Below are 17,839 nucleotides of genomic sequence, written 5' to 3'. Positions count from 1 at the left end.
GAGGGTTGACCATGTCCAAGTTGGGTGTTGTAGAGGACACGCTGTTTGTCCCCATGCTGGGCAGGATCTATGCCAGCAAGTACTGCCCGCAGATCCTGTACGATCCAAAGGCGCTGGAACTGAAAAAGAAACTGCCTTCCGGCCTGTCGGAGCAGGACGGACAGAGCCAGTATACCCTGCTGGCCTCCGCCGCCCGGTCCGCCAATATGGACCGGTACATCCGGACCTTTCTGGAGCACAGGCCGAACGGCGTGGTCGTTCAGCTCGGCTGCGGTCTGGAGACGACATATTCCCGCTGCGACAACGGAAGGTCGCGCTGGTATGCCGTGGATCTGCCCCATGTGGTGGAGTACCGGCGAGAGCTGCTGCCGGAGCCGGAGCGGGAGACCTATCTCGCCGGAGACGCCTTTGCCGAGGACTGGATCAGGCAGATCCGCGCCGATGTGCCGGATGCTCCTATTCTGGTCACCGCCGGCGGCCTGTTCCACTATTTTGAGGAAAGCAAGGTTGTGGGCCTCCTGCGGATGCTCACGGGGTTTGGAGAGATTGAAATCGTCTTTGATACCGTGAGCAAAAGCGGTATGGCCATGATGCGGAAAAAGTACATGAAGCAAGTGGGCCACGGAGATGCGCAGATGTTTTTCTATGTGGATTCCGCATCGGTGCTGGCCGGAAAAATCGGCAGTGGGGTCAGGGTGCTGGCTGAGGAGCCTTATTACCGCCATATCACCCGAACCGGATTGAAGCTGTCCACCAAGGTCAGCATGGCAGTTTCGGACCGATTCTGTATGGTGAAGATGGTACATCTCTGTCACAGCGCTAAATTCCATGACCAAACAGGATAAAGTCGTCCAATCGGAGCGGAAAGAACTGCGATGTGCCGCTATACTCAGTAAGGAGGGGCGCGCTGAGCGCCTTTTCTCAGAAATAATGGTTAGCATAATCTAACCACATGAATGGAGAGCGGTACATCATGAATACGCAGAAAAAAGGGATGACGGGAAAGGACATCATTACGGTGGGAATTTTCTCCGCCATCTACTTTGTCATTAACTTTGCTTTTATGCTTCTCAGCGGTCTGCATCCTCTGCTTTGGATCTTGATGCCTGGCCTGATCGCCATATTTGCGGGTATCCCATTCCTGATGATGTGTACTAAGGTGCCAAAGACCGGTGCGGTGGTTCTGATGGGCTTTATTACGGCCTTGATCTACTTTGTTACTGGCCAATTCACGGTGGTAATTCTCATTGCTTTTGCGGTGAGCTGCATCCTGGCGGAGCTTTGCCGGATCTGTAGCCATTACCGGTCTTTCCGCGGCAACGCTCTGGCCTATGTGTTCTTCTCGCTGGGGATGATCGGCTCCCCGCTGCCTGTCTGGATCATGCGGGACAGTTTCCTGGCGCAAATCAGCCAGCAGGGAATGCCGGAAGCCTATGTCTCTACCTTGGCAGCATTGACCTCCCCGGGTATGATCGTGGTTCTGGTGGGGGCTCCTATTGTAGGAGCGATACTGGGTATCCTGCTGGCCAAGGGAATGTTCCGCAAGCACTTTGAGAAGGCGGGGATTCTGTAACATGGAGGAGGCACGGCGCTGTTTGGTGTTCGACCCCAGGGTGGGTCTTGCTCTGCTGGTTTTCGCCAATCTGGCAGCCTTTAGTGAGCAACCTTTTTGGATGGAAATGATATGGATCGGTTTTCTCCTGCTCCTGATGCTGCTCCATCGCTGCTTTGCCATGGTGGGGAAAAGCCTCTTGATCTTCGGAGGAATCCTGTGCCTGCAATACTGGATTCTGCCGGCTGCGCCGGGATGGGTTGCTACCAGCTTCTCTATTTTTGCCAACTATGCCCGCCGAATGATGCCTTGCCTGATGCTCGGCTTTCTGATGCTTCGCCGGACGCCTATGCCTTATCTGGTGGCTGGAATGCGGAAGATCCATTTCCCTCAGCGGCTGATCGTAGCCGTCTCGGTGACGCTGCGGTACTTCCCAGCCATTCGGGAAGAGACAGGCTATATCCGCGATGCGATGCGATTGCGGGGCATCCGGGGATTGGCAAAGCTGGAGGGAATCATGGTTCCCCTGATGGTCTCCGCTACCGGCACTGCGGAGGAGCTGTCCGCAGCGGCAGTAACCCGGGGAATCGAGGACCCGGCGCCTAAGACCAGTCTGGTGGAGCTGCGGGCCTCGCCGGTGGACAGCGCCGCATTTGTCGTGGGCGTGGGGTTGACTGCTGCCCTTCTGGCGGCCAAATTGGGGGTGTTTCCATGGTAGAGCTGCAAGATGTGTCCTTTTCCTATACAAAAGAAGTGGGCACCCTCACCCATGTGGATCTGACCATCCGACCGGGCGAGTGTGTCTTGCTCTGCGGCGCTTCCGGCTGCGGAAAGACCACCATCACGAAGTTGGTCAACGGCCTGATCCCGGCATTTACGGAGGACTGCACGCTGACCGGACAGGTCCTGCTCCACGGCGCGCCGGTGCGGGAACAACCTCTTTACCAGCTGGCCCGGCAGGTGGGGTCTGTTTTCCAGAACCCCAAAAGTCAGTTTTTCAACATGGATTCCGACAGTGAGCTGGCCTTTGGCCTGGAAAATCAGGGTATGACCCGGGGTGAGATCCTCCGTCGGCTGGATGATACCACCGACCGCCTGCATCTGAAGCGGTTGAGGGGGCGGAACATCTTCGCCATGTCGGGCGGAGAAAAGCAGCTGCTGGCCTTTGCCTCGGTCTATGCCATGGGGCCGAAGCTCTACATTCTGGATGAGCCTACGGCCAATTTGGATCGGGAAACCATCGAAAGACTCCATGATCAAATCGCATACCTGAAAAGTCGGGGACACACCATTCTCATTGCGGAGCATCGGTTGTACTTTCTGGCGGATCTCATAGATCGGGCTGTCTATCTGCGGGACGGGATCGTGGAGCGGATCTGGAGCGGAGCAGAATTCCGGCGGCTGGCTGAGACAGAACGGATCGCTCTGGGCCTTCGCACACTCACGCCTACTCAGGTGACTCTGCCGCCCTCCCGCGCCGCGGGGGAACAGGATGGACTGTCTGTGGAGGGACTGAGCTGCCGGTACAAGCGGGAGCCGCCGGTATTTCAAAACCTTTCCTTCTCCGCCCGCCCGGGAGAGGTGCTGGCCGTCACGGGTGACAATGGCGTGGGAAAAAGCACCCTTTCCCGCTGCTTGTGCGGCCTGATGCGGGAGAGTGCCGGAACGATCCGCCTCAACGGCCGCATCCTTGGTGCGAAGCAGCGACAGCGGATTGCCTACTGCGTCATGCAGGATGTAAACCATCAGCTCTTTTCCGACAGCGTATGGGGAGAGTGTCAGTTGGCTATGGAAGGACTCTCTGACCAGCGCATCCAGGAGGTGTTGGAGCGGCTCCATTTGCTTGCGTTCCGGGAAAAGCACCCTATGTCTCTCTCCGGCGGCCAGAAACAGCGTTTGGCGGTGGCTACCGCCATGCTGTCCCAAAAGCCGCTGCTGGTATTCGACGAGCCCACCAGTGGTCTGGACTATGCAAGAATGCAGGAAGTGGCCTGTTGCGCACGGGAACTGGCGGACGAGGGCCGGGTGGTTCTGGTGGTGACACATGACCGCGAATTTCTCCAGTGCGCCTGTGATCGAGTCCTGGAACTTTGAGAAAGGAGCTGAGCCGCAGTGGCATTTTTACAGGACAGCCAACCGGATCTGTGCCTCTTGGCCAAGAGTGGTGGGTGCAGCGTTTATCAGCTGCGAAATGAGAGCGGCGAGGGAACCATGACCGTCTATGAGGTGTTCCCCGGCGCTACCATCCTGTATAACGATTTCCACATGGCCTATTGCGACTCCTCTTTTGAAACCCAACAGGATCTCCTCTGCATCGACTATTGCCGGGAGGGCCGGATGGAATACGCTGTGGGCAACGATGCGTTCTCCTATGTGGAGGCAGGTGACCTGAAAGTGGATCGCCGCCTGAAGCACAAAGGATACTTTTCTCTCCCGTTGTCCCACTATCATGGCATCTCCATGTGCTTTGACCTGTCCATGATCCCCATGGAGCTGGCTCGTCTGGCGGGAGACTATCCTTTGGATCTGGCTGCCATTCAGCGGAAATTCTGCCCGGATGCCCGGCCACGGGTCATTCACGGAGCACCCTCGGTGGATCACATTTTTCAGGAGTTGTGTACCGTACCGGAGCGGATCAAAATGCCCTACTTTCGGGTAAAGATTCTGGAGTTGTTGCTGTATCTCGACGCCCTGGAATTGGGAAGCGGAACGGAAAAACCATATTTTTACCGTTCCCAGGTGGAAACGGTAAAGGCCATCCGCTCCTATCTGGTGGAGCATCTGGATCAGCATATCACGTTGGAGGCTCTGTCCAGACAGTACCAGATCCCTTTGACCACCATGAAGGCCTGCTTCAAAAGTGTATATGGCAGTCCGGTGAACACCTATATGCGGGCACTGCGGATGGATCGGGCGGCTCTGCTGCTTCGGAAAGAACCGGAGGCCAGCGTTACAGAGATCGCCGGAGCGGTGGGCTATGACAGCTCCAGCAAATTTGCCGCGGCTTTTCGGGCGGTGAAGGGACAAACTCCGCTGGAATACCGGCGAGGCGGCGGGAATCCCGTTCTCTCTTTTCCTGACGAAACGGAGTGACGCTGGCTGTGCGGAGCGGCAAGCACGGGTAAGAACCGATACAATAGGGCATGGTGAGAGATGTCTCACCATGCCCTATTTTTTGAAAGGAGTGGTTTTGTGAAACAACGCAGCTGGCTGGCCATCCTGCTCTCCTTTGCCGGTCCCTGCCGGGGAAAGCTGGTCTTGTCTGTTATATGCGCAATTATCAGCGTGGTGGGGGGCTTTGTGCCGTATCTGGGGGTCTATGAGATCCTTCGCCTGTTTATCCATCAGTCGGCCTCCGGCACGGAGCTTCTCCGATGGGCTGGAGTGTGTCTGGCGGGATATACGGTCAAGGTGGCTTTTTACGCCTTTTCTACTATGCTGGCTCATGTGTCTGCCTACACCATTTTGGAGGGCCTGCGCCGTCAAGTGGCCCATAAGCTGATGCACGCCCCCTTGGGGAGTGTGCTGTCGAAGCCCGTCGGTTCCCTCAAAAGCACCATCGTGGATCGGATCGAGGACATTGAGCCGCCGCTGGCCCACATGATACCGGAACTGAGTTCCAATGTGCTGCTGCCTATCGTGGTGGTGATCTCCCTCTTTGCCATGGATTGGCGGGTGGGCCTTGCCTCCCTTGCTACGATTCCGGCCGCGCTGATCCCCATGGCGGCGGGCCTGCGGACCTACAACGAAAAGTATGCCGCCTATATGGCAGCCAATGCTCAGGTCAACAGTATCATCGTGGAGTATGTAGAGGGCATCGAGGTGGTAAAGGCTTTCAACCAGAGCGGTGCTTCTTATGAAAAATTCGTCCGGGCAGTGACCAGATTCCGTGACTTCACGCTGGATTGGTTCCGCTGCACCTGGAAGTCCATGAACCTGTGCCTGTCTATCCTGCCTACCACGCTGCTGGCCACCCTGCCGGTTGGGATCGCCCTGTATCAGACCGGCGTCCTGGACCCGTCCCGGCTGGCTCTGTGCCTGATGCTGGTGCTGGGTATCGTGTCCCCGCTGGTGCAGGCTGTAGCCTTTCTCAATTCCATGAAGAGCATGGAATTTGCCGTCCGGGACACTCGGCATCTGCTGGATCTGGAGGAGCTGCCCGAAGCGTCCGAGCCCGCCCGCCTCTCCGGCAGCGGTATCACTTTGCGGGATGTGTCTTTCTCGTATAGCGGGAAAGAAGAGGACACTGTGCTGCGTCACATTGATCTGGAACTTCCCGCCGGCACCTTCACCGCTCTGGTGGGTCCCTCCGGCGGCGGCAAATCTACGGCAGCCCGGCTTATCGCCCGGTTCTGGGATGTGACGGATGGCCGCATTGCCATAGGCGGTGTGGATATTCGGAATCTCACACTGAAGCAGCTGGCGGATCAGGTCAGTTTCGTGACACAGGACAATTTCCTCTTTGACTGCTCGCTGAAAGAAAACATTCGATTGGGGAAGCCGGACGCCACGGAGGAGGAAGTTTGGGCGGCTGCCCGGGCCGCTCAGTGCGAGGAGTTTTTAGGACGGCTGGAGCATGGATGGGATACCCCAGCGGGTGAAGCGGGCAAGCAGCTCTCCGGTGGGGAGCGGCAACGGATCGCCATCGCCCGCGCGATTCTGAAGGACGCCCCTATTGTAATTCTGGACGAGGCCACCGCCTTTACCGATCCGGAGAATGAGGACAAGATCCAGCGTTCCCTGATGGCGCTCTCCCAGGGGAAAACGCTGCTGGTCATTGCCCACCGGCTGAGCACCATTCAGAACGCCGACCAGATCGTGGTGCTGGAGAAGGGTCGGATTGTGGACAAAGGCACACAGCCGGAACTGCTCAGCCGATGCCCGCTTTATCAAAAGCTGTGGCAGGCCCATGTGGGTGCCCAGAACTGGGCGGTTGGAAAGGAGGCTTGACGATGTTTCGGAGTATGAATCGGATTCTGCGTTGGACAAAGGGGTACCACAGACGGCTGTATCTCGGAAGTCTCTGTTCGTTTCTTGCCACCTGGGCCGCCGCCGGGCCGGTGATGCTGGCGGCCTGGGCCCTTGGGCTGGTTATCGAGAGTGCCCAGGAGGGGACGGCGCTGGACCCCAAACTGCCCTGGCTCTGCCTGGGTGGGATCGTCCTGCTGATCATTCTGCGTTTCGTGTGCGCTTACTGGAAAAACCGGCTCCAGGAGAGCATTGGAACAGAGCGGGCAGCGCAGCAGCGACTGGAACTGGGTAACCTGCTCAAACGGGTTTCCCTGGGGTATTTCTCCAAGAATAACCTGGGCGACATTTTGGCTGCTCTGACCACGGAGCTGAGTACCCTGGAGCTGCAGAGCATGAAGATGGTGGATGCGGTCATCAACGGCTATCTGCAGGTACTGGTCATCGTTTTGTGCATGGCGTTCTTCTGCCCGGAGGCGGCGCTGGTGGCAGTAGTGGGCGTGCTGATGTCCGCCTTTGCCCTCAGGGGTATCGGGCGGCAGAGTGCCCGCACCGCTCCGGTGGGACATCGGGCCCAAGAGGCATTGTCCGGGGCGGCCATTGAGTACATCCATGGCCTTTCGGTGGTCAAATCCTTCGGCCAGGAGGGGGTGTCCTCCCAGCGGTTTTTTGAGGCGTGCCGGGCCAATAAGGACATCCGTATCAAAAACGAGTTTGGCTTTGTGCCCTGGAACTGCCTGCACCTGTTTTCTCTGAAGACCGCAGCTGTTGGCCTGGTGCTCACCGCCGGCTGGCAGACTATGAACGGAACCTTGGAGCTGCCGGTGCTCCTGATGGCTGCCATGTTTTCCTTCACGATCTTCGGCAGTGTGGAGTCCATCAACGACGCCGCCCATATCCTTTCTGTCACGGACTCGGTGCTGGACCGTCTGGAAGAACTGGAGGGAACGGAACTGCCGGATCAGGATGGGAAAGACATCTCTCTGGAGCGTTACGACATCTGCTTCGACCATGTCTCCTTCGGTTACGAGACACGGGAGGTGATACACGATGTTTCCTTCCAGCTGCCGCAAAACAGCGCCACCGCCATTGTAGGGCCGTCCGGCAGCGGGAAGAGCACGCTCTGCGCACTGCTGGCCCGGTTTTATGATGTGGATCAGGGACGCATCACCGTGGGCGGCTATGACATCCGGAAGATGACCTGCGACAGCCTTTTGCACAACATTGCTATGGTATTTCAGAATGTGTATCTGTTCCACGACACCATCCGCAATAACATCCGTTTTGGCCGTCCGGATGCTGCCGAGGAGGATGTGATCGCTGCAGCTAAAGCGGCCCGCTGCCATGACTTTATCATGGCGCTGCCCCAAGGGTATGACACCATAGTGGGAGAGGGCGGTTCCAACCTTTCCGGCGGAGAAAAGCAGCGCATTTCCATTGCCCGGTGTCTGCTGAAAGATGCCCCCATCATCATTCTCGATGAGGCCACCGCCAGCGTGGACCCGGAGAATGAGCATGAGATCCAGGAGGCGATCTCTGCTCTGGTGCGGGGAAAGACCATCATCACCATCGCCCACCGTCTGGCTACAATCCAAAACGCAGACCGGATTTTAGTGGTGGAGGATGGCCGCATTGCTCAGCAGGGCACCCATCAGGAGCTGATGAGCCAGGAGGGAATTTACCGGAACTTTATCGAGATCCGACAGCGGGCTGAGGGCTGGCGGATATAAAATAAGTATGTGGGGAGGCATATCTGCCTCCCCACATACTGTTTTAGAATGATTCTTTGGATTTTGGCTTTGTATCACTTTCGCTTTGCCATTTTCCTGTACTCCAACGGGAGCAAGCCGGTGCTTCTTCGAAACAGTTCCGCAAACCGGCTGGATGTAGAATATCCTATCGTTTGAGCAATCTGACCAATTTGCAGATCGGTATGAGCCAGCAGATATTCTGCCTGACTCATGCGGCGCTGCTGTATATACTCTGTGATCGTGCAGCCATAGACCTTCTTGAAGCTGCTTTTGAGTTTTGTCGTACCCATGCAGGCGATTTGTGCCAGACGTTCTATGGGTAATTCACCAGCATAATGATCACTCAAATAGGCCGCTACGGTTTGAATCCGTTCCAAATCCTGAGAAGCCAGTTTGTGATCTGAAACTGAACGCTTTTTTTGATATTCAACCACAAGAGAGAGCGCCTCGGCTACCTTGCTCTCATAATAGAGTTTGGCTGCAATTCCGGTTCCACGGTAGCTCTGTAGTTCTGATAGAAGCCGGTACATTTCCGGGAACTCTGTTGTTTGGTCGATTTCCCGAAAAGCCTCGATGGGATTCCGATATTCTTCCGGATACTGTTTTTTCAGATAATCCTCATAATATGCGGGGGTGATCTCGATGCCGATGGATCGAACCGGTATATTTTGGTGGACGATTACTTGATATGGCTTGTATCCGCCCACATAGGTTTTGATGCATCCGGCTGACAACCGGCGATATGGCGACAACTCTTCACCGGAGATAGAATCGTAACGGGTAATACTGAGACATTCCGGGAGATCAAATTCCAGCATAAAATCCTTATTGAAAGAGAAGTTGTGTATCTTGATGTCGAATAGATCCCTTTGCCCGTAGGTCCAATAGGAACCTTCGCCAACTTCCGGAGATAGTTTCCAGCAAAGCCCCAGAGGACCATATTGATCATTATCTGGTGCAGGCACAAAACCGTGCTTTTTCAGTAATGGCGCATAGTATTGCTCGATGATACCGGTCATTACAATAGATACGCCTCCCTTGTTTTGCAATGATTAGACGAATTTTTGAAATGATAGGACGAACCTCGCTCCAAACGATTGAAAGTAGGTTGTGCATGGTGTAATTATATATAACGGTTAGCCACATCTAACCAAAGGATAGCATACCTATCCCATAAAGTCAACGCATTACAAAATAGGAGGATCAACATGAACAACCGAATCAATCCCGCAAAAAAGGGCCTCACTGTCAAAGATCTTGTGACGACCGGCATTTTCAGCGCAATTTTCTTGGTGTTTACCCTAATCGGCAGTATTTTATTCGCGCCAAACCCGGTTTTGACATTCTATATGCCGATGGGCGCAGCCCTGCTGTGTGGTCCCGTGTATCTTCTGATGATCGCTAAGGTGCAGAAGCGGTGGAGTGTCACCATTCTTGGCATCGTTATGGGAATCATCTGGTTTGTTACCGGAATGCACTGGGCCTTTTCTTTAGGCTATATCGGGATGGGAATCATTGCGGATCTGGTGGCTGGTGCGGGACATTACCGCAACAAGGTAGTCAATCTGCTGTCCTATATGCTGATGTCGCTGGGCAGCGTTTATACCTATGTGGTGTTTTTTATTGATCCGCAAGGCTGGGCCAGCACGATGCTGGAAAACGGCACGGAACAGTCCTATATTGACACAATGAGCGCGTCTGCTCCTTCCTGGCTGTTGGCTGTTATCATTATCGGAACGCTGGCGATTGCTGCGTTCAGTGGTTGGATCGGTGGAAAGTTGCTGAAAAAGCAGTTTGAAAAGGCTGGGATCACCGCATGATTGGCGGAGCGTTATCCAGGCATGGACTGTGGCTGGACCCAAGAACGAAGATATTATTGCTTCTGTTGTGTATCCTTTCTGCCATGATGGCTCCATCCTTATTCTATGAACTGGGTCTTGTGGTGCTGATCGGGCTGCTCGGCATTTGCTTTGGAAAGTGGAAGTATGCCTGGAAAGGAGTGCTGTTCTACGCGCTGATCGTTCTGCTCACCTTCTGGATTATGGATACCATGACTGGAACTTGGCGCACCATGTTTATCGCTTTTTTAGGGTTGTTCCATAAGGTCTATCCCTGTGGGATGCTGTCCGGCATTGTCATCTCCACTACAAAGGTCAGCGAATTCCTCTCGGCGATGAATCGCATCCATGCACCCCAAAAGCTGGTAATCCCCTTGGCGGTCATGCTGCGTTATATCCCTACCATTCAGGAGGATTGGCGGTTTATCAAGGATGCGATGCGGATGCGGGACGTCTCACCTTCGCTTAAGGGGCTCCTGACACATCCCGGAATAACGGTGGAGTGTATCTATGTTCCGTTGATGATGGCGGCATCCAAAGCGGCGGATGAACTGTCCATCGCTTCCATCACCCGCGGCATTGAAAACCCAAAGCCTCGGACTTGTCTGGTGCAGATCCATATTGGTTTGATGGACATTGCGGCAGTCTTTTGCTTTGCAGGCGCGTTGGTTGTCGGGCTCTATGGAAAGGGGGCGCTGGGATGATTGAGTTAAAGCATGTGTCATTTACTTATCAAGGACAAAAAGGAGACGGGCTGCAAGACATCAACCTGACCATAGAGAACGGAGAATGTGTGCTGTTCTGTGGCCGGAGCGGCTGCGGGAAGACCACCATCACGAGGCTTGTAAACGGTTTGATCCCGCAATTCTACGCAGGAGAACTGGCGGGCAGCGTACTGGTGGATGGTCAGGAAGTCAGTGATCTTCCCATGCACCAGATTGCCGCAAAGGTTGGATCGGTGTTTCAAAACCCAAGGACACAGTTTTTCAATGTGGATACAGACAGCGAGATCGCTTTTGGTATTGAGAATCAAGCACTTCCAGTTTGCCAGCTGAGAGAACGCGTGGATCGTACATCGGCAGAACTGCACATTGAAAACCTCCGTAATCGCAACATCTTCGAGTTATCCGGTGGAGAAAAGCAAAAGATAGCGTTTGCTTCGGTCTATGCGATGAATCCTCAAATATATCTTTTGGATGAACCGTCCTCCAATTTGGATATGCGTTCCATTCAAGAATTGGGAGAACATCTCAGGCTGATCAAATCGCAGGGAAAAACCATATTGATTGCAGAACATAGGTTGTACTATTTGATGGATCTGGTGGACCGGATTGTGTATTTGGAACATGGGAAAATCACACAGGTCTTTACGCCGGAAGCATTTCGGCAGATGTCGGAGGATACCCGGGAACAAATGGGCCTTCGAGCGATTGATTTGCATCGTGTTCTCCCACCGCGGGATCATTCCCTTGCGCCTGTTTCAGATCCTATCTTGGAACTTAACAATGTAGCCCTTCACTATAAGAAGAGAACCATTTTGCACGACATCAGCCTTACAGCAGTAAAGGGAGAGGTAATTGGCGTCGTTGGCCACAATGGGGCCGGAAAAACGACCTTTTCCCGTGCTTTGTGCGGGCTTCATAAGGCCTGTGATGGTCAATTCTTTTGGAACGGTCTGTCCATGGCTCACAAAGATCGCCTGCGGCATTCCTATATGGTCATGCAGGATGTGAACTACGAGCTTTTTGCGGACAGTGTGGAGTCAGAATGTACATTCGGTATCCGCAATCCGAAACAGACGCTCGTTGACGCAACACTGGAAGAGTTGGCCCTGGCCCCATTCAGAGACCGCCACCCCAATACCCTGTCCGGAGGTCAAAAGCAGCGGGTGGCGGTAGCGGTCAGCATGATTTGTGGGAAAGACCTGCTGGTATTTGACGAACCGACCAGCGGGCTGGATTTTGACAGCATGACACAGGTTGCGGGTCTGATCCGGCGGCTGTCTGATATGGGAAAAGTCATCTTTATTGTCACACATGATTTTGAATTTGTCAGTCGTACCTGTTCCCGCATCCTCCACTTTGATGAAGGAGAAATGCCTGACGATGTGCCTGTTACCATGGACACTCTCCCTACATTGAGAGAATTGTTCTCCATTTCAGAAAGCAGGCCGGGACGGACAGAACACAGGAAAAGCCGATTCTGTTCTGCCGATTGCTGACGATTGAAAAAGCCGCATGGTGGAATGTTCCCCATGCGGCCTCTTGGGTTCTATTATTGAAGTCCCCTGGCGAGGTATTCCTCCAATACCTTGGAATACTGCTCTCCCAGAACGGCGGGATATTGGCAGTGAACATAGCCTTCCCGGACTGTAAAGGAAGCAGACGGATAGTGCTTTGAGACAACCCTGCGCGCGGTCTTGGCGCTGATGTCCTCACTGCCATACTCAAAAAACAGGTGAGCTTCCAACTCCTTTGGATAGTTGGGAAAGGTGCAGTCCGAACAGGCGGCAGCGATGGCTTGCAAAGTTTCCGGACGAATTTGTTCAAAGGTGTGCCCCATGATAAGGCCGAGCGTCTCCCCATAGATTTTCGTCATCCGCTGTGCAGACAAACCGGGATGTTGCTGTGCTTTCCGATGTTTTGACAGAAACATACGGGTCGCCATCATCCGTAGAAAAGCAGCATTGGAATGGAGGGGGCACCCCTCTAAGACTGCGGTGTGAACTTTGAATGTGGGCATGGCAATCAACTGCATCGCCACCACGGCACCGATGGATGCACCAAACACTAACTTCAGATCAATCCATCCCTGCGCTGTCAGCCAGTCGGCCAGCGTTTCTGCCTCTTGTTGGGCGCTTTGAAAGATCCCAGTATCTGTTCCATGGCCTGTCAGATCCGGCGCGATCACACAATGACTGTTCCGCAGTTCGCCCAGCAGAGGCAGCATACTTTTACCGTCCAGAAGCATGGGGTGTAGAACAACGATTTTGGGATTAGATGGATCTCCAAAATACTGTATTTTCATAAAGAATCTTTCCTTTCCATATCGTTTACCTCCGTGAAAGAACTCCAGCATGCTCTGCGATATTCCGCAGGGGAGCGTCCGGTGTTTCGCCGGAAGATCTCTGCGAAACGGCTGGGATTCTGATACCCAACAATGGCCGCCACCTGGCTCACCGGCAGGTCGGTTTCCCGCAGCAGCCGCCCAGCCTGCTCCGTTCGCTGCCCCTGAATGTATTGGGTAATCGTGCAGCCATACCGGACATGGAAGGCGTCCTTCAGCTTGGAAATGCTCATGCAGCCAATGCGGCCCAGCCGTTCCAGCGGCAGCTCGTCAGCACAGTGGGCCGTGATGAAGGCTGCCACATCGGCCAGTCGTACCGCATCCTCTGCACTGACAGAACGGCGGCTCCCGCGCTTCAGGTGCCGATCCACCACCAGCGCCACTGCTTCCGCCACCTTTCCATCGTAGAACAGACGGGCAGGAAGCCCCTCCCCCCGGTAGTCACGCACCTGTTTCAAGAGCTGCACCATTTCCGGGAAGTGCTCTGTCTGATCCAGCGTTTGAAAGGACTCCAGCAGGCTTTGATACTCCTCGGGAAACTGGCGGCGCAGATAATCCCGGTAGTAAGCCGGGGTGATCTCCACGCCAATGGAAACGATGGGGATCTGCCTGTGGATGAGCGCCCGGTATGGTTCCCGACCGCCGATAAAACTTTTGACACAGCCTGGAATAAGACGGCGGCAGGGGGAGAACTCCTCCCCGGAAATTGATTCATACCAGGTGACACTGAGACTCTCCGGCCAATGGAACTCCAGCAGCTGATCCTCATGGAAAAAGAAATCATGAATTTTGATGGTGTAGAGATCCTGCTGCCCGTAGGTCCAGAAAAAACCGCCGCCCTGCCGGGAACTATGACGCCAGCACAGCCCCATGGAGCCGTAACGCCGGTTCTCCGGATCTGGAATAAACCCGTGTTCCTCCATCGCCTGGCCATATTGCTGCTCCAAGTCTTTATATGCAGCCATAAACTGTCACCACCTCGATCAGCCACATCTCCACCCCAATCAGCCGGAACCGCGCCCAAAGCCTTGCGATACCGCTGTTTTGCCGGTAGGATGGATGTTGGTTAGTATCTGCTAACTAAAATATCACTTCCCGGCGCTCTCGTCAAGCCGGGGGAAGGAGGAACAGACGATGAAAGAAAAACGGCCATCACCGGTGATGCGGCTGCTGCAGTGGGCCGGGCCGGAGCGGAAATGGCTGATCCTGTCCGTTTTGTGTGCCTTTGGCAGCGGTATTCTGGTCATCACATCGTATATCGGCATTTACCGGCTGATGGATGCGGTGCTCTCCGGCGCCTGTACCAAAGCAGTTATCGCCGACTGCGCTTTGCTGGTCACGGCGGGCACCGTGGGAAGGCTGGTGCTGCTGGGTACTTCGGGTGTGCTGTCTCACAAGGGAGCCTATGGGGCACTGTTTCGAGTGCGGTGCATGGTAACGGAGCATCTTGCCAAAGTGTCTCTTGGAGCCTTGGACGGGCGGAGCACCGGCGCGGTCAAAACTGTTCTCAATGAGGACATCGAGAAGTTGGAACTGTTTCTGGCCCACAACCTGCCGGAATTTGTGGCCTATCTTACAGGGCCGGTTGTGATTTTCCTGTATCTGCTCTCCGTCAATGCCCCTCTGGCCCTGGTCTCCCTGATCCCGCTGCCTCTGGCCGGCATTGTGATGGCGGTCATCTTCCGAAGAATGAAGGGGGTTTTGTCCGATGTCAACCACTCCTTGGTAGGCTTTAATTCCGTGATGATCGAGTACATCTCCGGTATGCGGCTGATCAAAGCGTATAACATGGGCAGCCGATCCTTCCAGAAGTTTTCCCATGCCATTGAGGAGGAGAACCGGATCTGGAACCTGGTCACACACAAGACGGCTCCGCCCTATGCCGCCTTTCTGCTGCTGGTGGAATGCGGGATGGTGCTGATGGTTCCAGTAGGCGGCCTGCTTTTCCTCCGGGGAAGCGTTACCGGCAGCGTATTTCTGCTCTTTGCCTATGTGGGCGGGATGTATCTCGCCGAGATCCTGCCCCTGCAAAAACTGGCCACCACCTTTGCTCAGGCGCTTTCCGGCGTGAAAAAAGTGGAGGAGATCCTGGATCTGCCCACCTTTTCCAGCGGCGCGGCCTTTCCGGAGACCTGTGGCATTACCCTGGATCATGTCTCCTTTTCCTACGATGGAAAGACCGATGTGCTCAGGGATTGCTCCCTCACTGTGGCGCCGGGGGAAAAGGTTGCGCTGGTGGGGGTGTCCGGTGCAGGCAAAAGCACCGTGATCCAGCTGATGGCCCGCTCTTACGATGCGACCCAGGGAACGGTCCGCATCGGCGGCAGAGATGTGCGGGAGCTGGACTACGAGGACCTGCTGGACCATATCTCCCTGGTGTTCCAAAAGACCTTTCTGACCCGGGGCAGCGTGCTGGAAAACATCCGCATGAACTCGGGAGCAACACTGGAGCAGGTGCGCGAGGCTGCCAGACTGGCGCAGATCGATGATTTCATCCAATCGCTACCCCAGGGCTATGAAACCAAGGTGGGTACTTTCGGCTCCCGTTTCTCCGGTGGGGAGCGGCAGCGCATTGCCATCGCCCGGGCCATTTTGAAAAACGCTCCCATTCTAATCCTGGATGAAGCCACCTCAGCGGCTGATCCGGAAAACCAGGTGGAGATCGACCGGGCCATTGAAAACCTGTGCCGGGGCAAGACAGTCGTGATCGTGGCCCACCGGCTGGGCGCCATCAAGCTGTGCGACAAGGTGGCAGTGGTGGAGAACAACACCATTACCTGCTGTGGTACCCATGAAGAGGTGCTGGAGAAAAATGAATACTACCGCAGGGCTTGGGCGGATTACCGGGCTGCCCGTGCCATTGCCTATTCCGTGGAAGGGGGTGTGCAGCATGCGTGAGGCAAATGTGTTCCGTAAAAATCGGGCCTTCTATTCCGGTGTGATCCTCACGGTAGTGGAAGGGCTGCTGTCCGGGTGCAGCTACTTGTCCATTTATATGGTTCTGTCCGGGCTGTCTGAGGGCAGCCTGAGCGCACAGCGGCTCGGGCTGCTGACTGCGTTTCTTGCGGGCATCTTCCTGATTCGACTGGTCATTTACGCCGCCGGTTACACGCAGGTTCAGCTGGGCGGAGCTGCTGTTTCCAAAGGACTGCGGCTTCGGCTGGGTGACAAACTCAAACAGATCCCTCTTTCCCGCTTCACCCAGGGACAGGTGGGAGAGTATGTGAATACCATGACCAGCGATGTGGGCAGCTACGAGAAGATCCTGACCCACTCCAGCGGCAACATCACCAAAAACGCTGTGCTGGCCGCCATGCTGGTAGGCTTTGTATGCAAGGTGTATCTGCCGGCGGGGCTGATTCTTTTCTTGGTGGTAGCGGGGCTGATCCCCAATCTGTGGCTGTCCTTCCGTGTTGTTGCCAAATACGGCGTGGCCAAGCATGAGGTCAGTGCCGAGACGGTCAGCAGCATCGTGGAGTACATCGACGGCATCCAGACCTTCCGTGCCTATCATATGGGTGGCGTCCAGAATCAGGCCACTACCGAGGCGATGCGGAGGTTCAGTCGGGTGTGTTATCTGTACGAGGCAAAGGGCATCCCTATTGGCTTCGGGTATAACATTCTCAGCTGGTGCAGTGTGCCGGCCATCATGGCGTTGGCAGCCGGTCCCTGGGCAGCCGGTACGCTGAGCAATGTGGATTATCTCATGGTCTCCATGCTACCCATTCTGCTGACCAAGCTTACCACTGCCATTTCCATCGATCTCTTTGAATGGAAGCACCTGATGGTCTCCAAGAACAATATCCTCCAGGTGATGGCGGAACCGGAGGAGAGAGGTTCCATGGCGCCCTTCCATCCTGCTGAGCAGAACATCACCTTCCGCTCGGTCTCCTTCTCCTATGTGCCGGGAGAGCCGGTGCTGAAGGAGCTGTCCTTTACGGCACCGGCAGGAAAGCTCACCGCCATTGTAGGAGACTCCGGTTCCGGCAAATCCACCATTCTCAATCTGATCGCCAAATACTACGAACCGCAGAGCGGCGAGATCTCCATCGGAGGGCAGTCCGTTGAGACCGTGGCGGCAGAACGGGTGCTGGAGCAAATCTCCATGGTGGATCAGCAGGTGTTCCTCTTTGACGATACCGTTCGGGAGAATATCCGCCATGCCCGCCCCTCGGCCACAGACCGTGAGGTGGAGGCCGCCTGCCGTGCGGCTGGATGTGACGGCTTCATACAGAAGCTGGAGCATGGCTATGACACCCCTATTGGGGAAAACGGAGCCTTTCTCTCCGGCGGGGAGCGTCAGCGTCTGTCCATCGCCCGGGCTATTTTGAAAAACAGCCCCATCCTGCTGCTGGATGAGGCCACTGCCTCTCTGGACATTGAAAACGAGCTGGCGGTCAAGCGGGCGATCCTGGGGCTTTTGTCAGAGCGGAAGACAGTAGTCATGATTGCACATACCCTGTCTATCGTCCGAAATGCGGATCAGATCCTGGTGGTAGCAGACGGGAACATTGCGGAGTCCGGCACTCATGAAGAGCTGCTGGCCAGAGGCGGAAAATATGCCGCTATGTGGGCGGCGGAGCAAAGACTGTCCAATTAAGCGGAGATGCTTACCTGGCACTGACAACGATCCCTTCTCCTCCTATCCCAGTAAAGAAATCAAA

The 17,839-nt window shown here is 55.2% G+C and carries 15 protein-coding genes; 12 read left to right on the top strand and 3 right to left on the bottom strand.

The features are described 5' to 3' along the window. The first annotated feature begins 11 nt into the window (after window positions 1–11). From H8S57_RS00665 to H8S57_RS00635, 7 genes are all read left to right on the top strand, one after another. Complete coding sequence (locus H8S57_RS00665) at window positions 12–845, top strand: class I SAM-dependent methyltransferase (RefSeq protein WP_186906160.1); 834 nt, start codon at window positions 12–14, stop codon at window positions 843–845. A gap of 128 nt (window positions 846–973) precedes the next feature. Further along, window positions 974–1,573 (top strand): MptD family putative ECF transporter S component, encoded by a 600-nt coding sequence (locus H8S57_RS00660; RefSeq protein WP_087388254.1) that lies wholly within the window; start codon window positions 974–976, stop codon window positions 1,571–1,573. Window position 1,574: 1 nt separating this feature from the next. Next, on the top strand, window positions 1,575–2,270 hold the full coding sequence (locus tag H8S57_RS00655) for an energy-coupling factor transporter transmembrane component T (RefSeq protein WP_007712972.1): 696 nt from the start codon (window positions 1,575–1,577) through the stop codon (window positions 2,268–2,270). Next, on the top strand, window positions 2,264–3,646 hold the full coding sequence (locus tag H8S57_RS00650; protein WP_007712969.1) for an ABC transporter ATP-binding protein: 1,383 nt from the start codon (window positions 2,264–2,266) through the stop codon (window positions 3,644–3,646). The genes H8S57_RS00655 and H8S57_RS00650 overlap by 7 nt, the downstream gene beginning before the upstream one ends. A gap of 18 nt (window positions 3,647–3,664) precedes the next feature. After that, entirely contained in the window at window positions 3,665–4,645 is a 981-nt protein-coding gene (locus tag H8S57_RS00645) for a helix-turn-helix domain-containing protein (protein WP_186906158.1), read from the top strand. Between the two features lie 60 nt (window positions 4,646–4,705). After that, on the top strand, window positions 4,706–6,502 hold the full coding sequence (locus H8S57_RS00640) for an ABC transporter ATP-binding protein (RefSeq protein WP_186906157.1): 1,797 nt from the start codon (window positions 4,706–4,708) through the stop codon (window positions 6,500–6,502). 2 nt (window positions 6,503–6,504) lie between these two features. Continuing rightward, entirely contained in the window at window positions 6,505–8,250 is a 1,746-nt protein-coding gene (locus H8S57_RS00635) for an ABC transporter ATP-binding protein (RefSeq protein WP_186906156.1), read from the top strand. A 74-nt stretch (window positions 8,251–8,324) separates the two neighbouring features. On the opposite strand, the gene H8S57_RS00630 is transcribed toward H8S57_RS00635, so the two are convergent. Then, on the bottom strand, window positions 8,325–9,290 hold the full coding sequence (locus tag H8S57_RS00630) for an AraC family transcriptional regulator (RefSeq protein WP_186906155.1): 966 nt from the start codon (window positions 9,288–9,290) through the stop codon (window positions 8,325–8,327). 189 nt (window positions 9,291–9,479) lie between these two features. Between H8S57_RS00630 and H8S57_RS00625 the strand changes: the two genes are divergently transcribed. Genes H8S57_RS00625 through H8S57_RS00615 form a run of 3 tightly spaced genes read left to right on the top strand, consistent with a single transcriptional unit; the run spans window position 9,480 to window position 12,330 of the window. After that, on the top strand, window positions 9,480–10,091 hold the full coding sequence (locus H8S57_RS00625) for an MptD family putative ECF transporter S component (protein ID WP_087294372.1): 612 nt from the start codon (window positions 9,480–9,482) through the stop codon (window positions 10,089–10,091). Next, a complete protein-coding gene (locus H8S57_RS00620; protein WP_186906154.1) occupies window positions 10,088–10,813 on the top strand; it encodes an energy-coupling factor transporter transmembrane component T in 726 nt (241 codons plus the stop codon). The genes H8S57_RS00625 and H8S57_RS00620 overlap by 4 nt, the downstream gene beginning before the upstream one ends. Beyond that, window positions 10,810–12,330, top strand: a complete 1,521-nt coding sequence (locus tag H8S57_RS00615; RefSeq protein ID WP_186906153.1) for an ABC transporter ATP-binding protein — start codon at window positions 10,810–10,812, stop codon at window positions 12,328–12,330. Before H8S57_RS00620 ends, H8S57_RS00615 begins: the two co-directional genes overlap by 4 nt. 53 nt (window positions 12,331–12,383) lie before the next feature. Here H8S57_RS00615 and H8S57_RS00610 read toward each other — a convergent pair whose 3' ends face one another. Both H8S57_RS00610 and H8S57_RS00605 read right to left on the bottom strand, forming a co-directional pair. After that, window positions 12,384–13,136 carry an alpha/beta fold hydrolase gene (locus tag H8S57_RS00610; protein WP_186906152.1) on the bottom strand — a complete coding sequence of 251 codons (753 nt, stop codon included), beginning with the start codon at window positions 13,134–13,136 and terminating at the stop codon, window positions 12,384–12,386. After that, a complete protein-coding gene (locus H8S57_RS00605) occupies window positions 13,133–14,140 on the bottom strand; it encodes a helix-turn-helix domain-containing protein (protein WP_186906151.1) in 1,008 nt (335 codons plus the stop codon). Before H8S57_RS00605 ends, H8S57_RS00610 begins: the two co-directional genes overlap by 4 nt. Before the next feature lie 169 nt (window positions 14,141–14,309). On the opposite strand from H8S57_RS00605, the gene H8S57_RS00600 reads away from it, so the two are divergent. After that, window positions 14,310–16,073: an ABC transporter ATP-binding protein gene (locus H8S57_RS00600; protein ID WP_186906150.1), complete on the top strand. Its 1,764-nt coding sequence runs from the start codon at window positions 14,310–14,312 to the stop codon at window positions 16,071–16,073. Then, window positions 16,066–17,775 carry an ABC transporter ATP-binding protein gene (locus H8S57_RS00595; RefSeq protein WP_186906149.1) on the top strand — a complete coding sequence of 570 codons (1,710 nt, stop codon included), beginning with the start codon at window positions 16,066–16,068 and terminating at the stop codon, window positions 17,773–17,775. Before H8S57_RS00600 ends, H8S57_RS00595 begins: the two co-directional genes overlap by 8 nt. The last annotated feature ends 64 nt before the right edge of the window (window positions 17,776–17,839 follow it).

The organism is Lawsonibacter hominis, assembly GCF_014287895.1.
GTDB lineage: Bacteria > Bacillota > Clostridia > Oscillospirales > Oscillospiraceae > Lawsonibacter_A > Lawsonibacter_A hominis.
The sequence above is the reverse complement of the archived record's forward strand: the minus strand, read 5'-3'. Positions and strand labels throughout refer to the sequence as shown.

Bases quoted from the DNA above. Each gene is read 5' to 3' on its own strand.
- H8S57_RS00665 (WP_186906160.1), top strand. From the start codon at position 12: ATGTCCAAGTTGGGTGTTGTAGAGGACACGCTGTTTGTCCCCATGCTG.
- H8S57_RS00660 (WP_087388254.1), top strand. From the start codon at position 974: ATGAATACGCAGAAAAAAGGGATGACGGGAAAGGACATCATTACGGTG.
- H8S57_RS00655 (WP_007712972.1), top strand. From the start codon at position 1,575: ATGGAGGAGGCACGGCGCTGTTTGGTGTTCGACCCCAGGGTGGGTCTT.
- H8S57_RS00650 (WP_007712969.1), top strand. From the start codon at position 2,264: ATGGTAGAGCTGCAAGATGTGTCCTTTTCCTATACAAAAGAAGTGGGC.
- H8S57_RS00640 (WP_186906157.1), top strand. From the start codon at position 4,706: ATGTCTCACCATGCCCTATTTTTTGAAAGGAGTGGTTTTGTGAAACAA.
- H8S57_RS00635 (WP_186906156.1), top strand. From the start codon at position 6,505: ATGTTTCGGAGTATGAATCGGATTCTGCGTTGGACAAAGGGGTACCAC.
- H8S57_RS00630 (WP_186906155.1), bottom strand. From the start codon at position 9,290: ATGACCGGTATCATCGAGCAATACTATGCGCCATTACTGAAAAAGCAC.
- H8S57_RS00625 (WP_087294372.1), top strand. From the start codon at position 9,480: ATGAACAACCGAATCAATCCCGCAAAAAAGGGCCTCACTGTCAAAGAT.
- H8S57_RS00620 (WP_186906154.1), top strand. From the start codon at position 10,088: ATGATTGGCGGAGCGTTATCCAGGCATGGACTGTGGCTGGACCCAAGA.
- H8S57_RS00615 (WP_186906153.1), top strand. From the start codon at position 10,810: ATGATTGAGTTAAAGCATGTGTCATTTACTTATCAAGGACAAAAAGGA.
- H8S57_RS00610 (WP_186906152.1), bottom strand. From the start codon at position 13,136: ATGAAAATACAGTATTTTGGAGATCCATCTAATCCCAAAATCGTTGTT.
- H8S57_RS00605 (WP_186906151.1), bottom strand. From the start codon at position 14,140: ATGGCTGCATATAAAGACTTGGAGCAGCAATATGGCCAGGCGATGGAG.
- H8S57_RS00600 (WP_186906150.1), top strand. From the start codon at position 14,310: ATGAAAGAAAAACGGCCATCACCGGTGATGCGGCTGCTGCAGTGGGCC.
- H8S57_RS00595 (WP_186906149.1), top strand. From the start codon at position 16,066: ATGCGTGAGGCAAATGTGTTCCGTAAAAATCGGGCCTTCTATTCCGGT.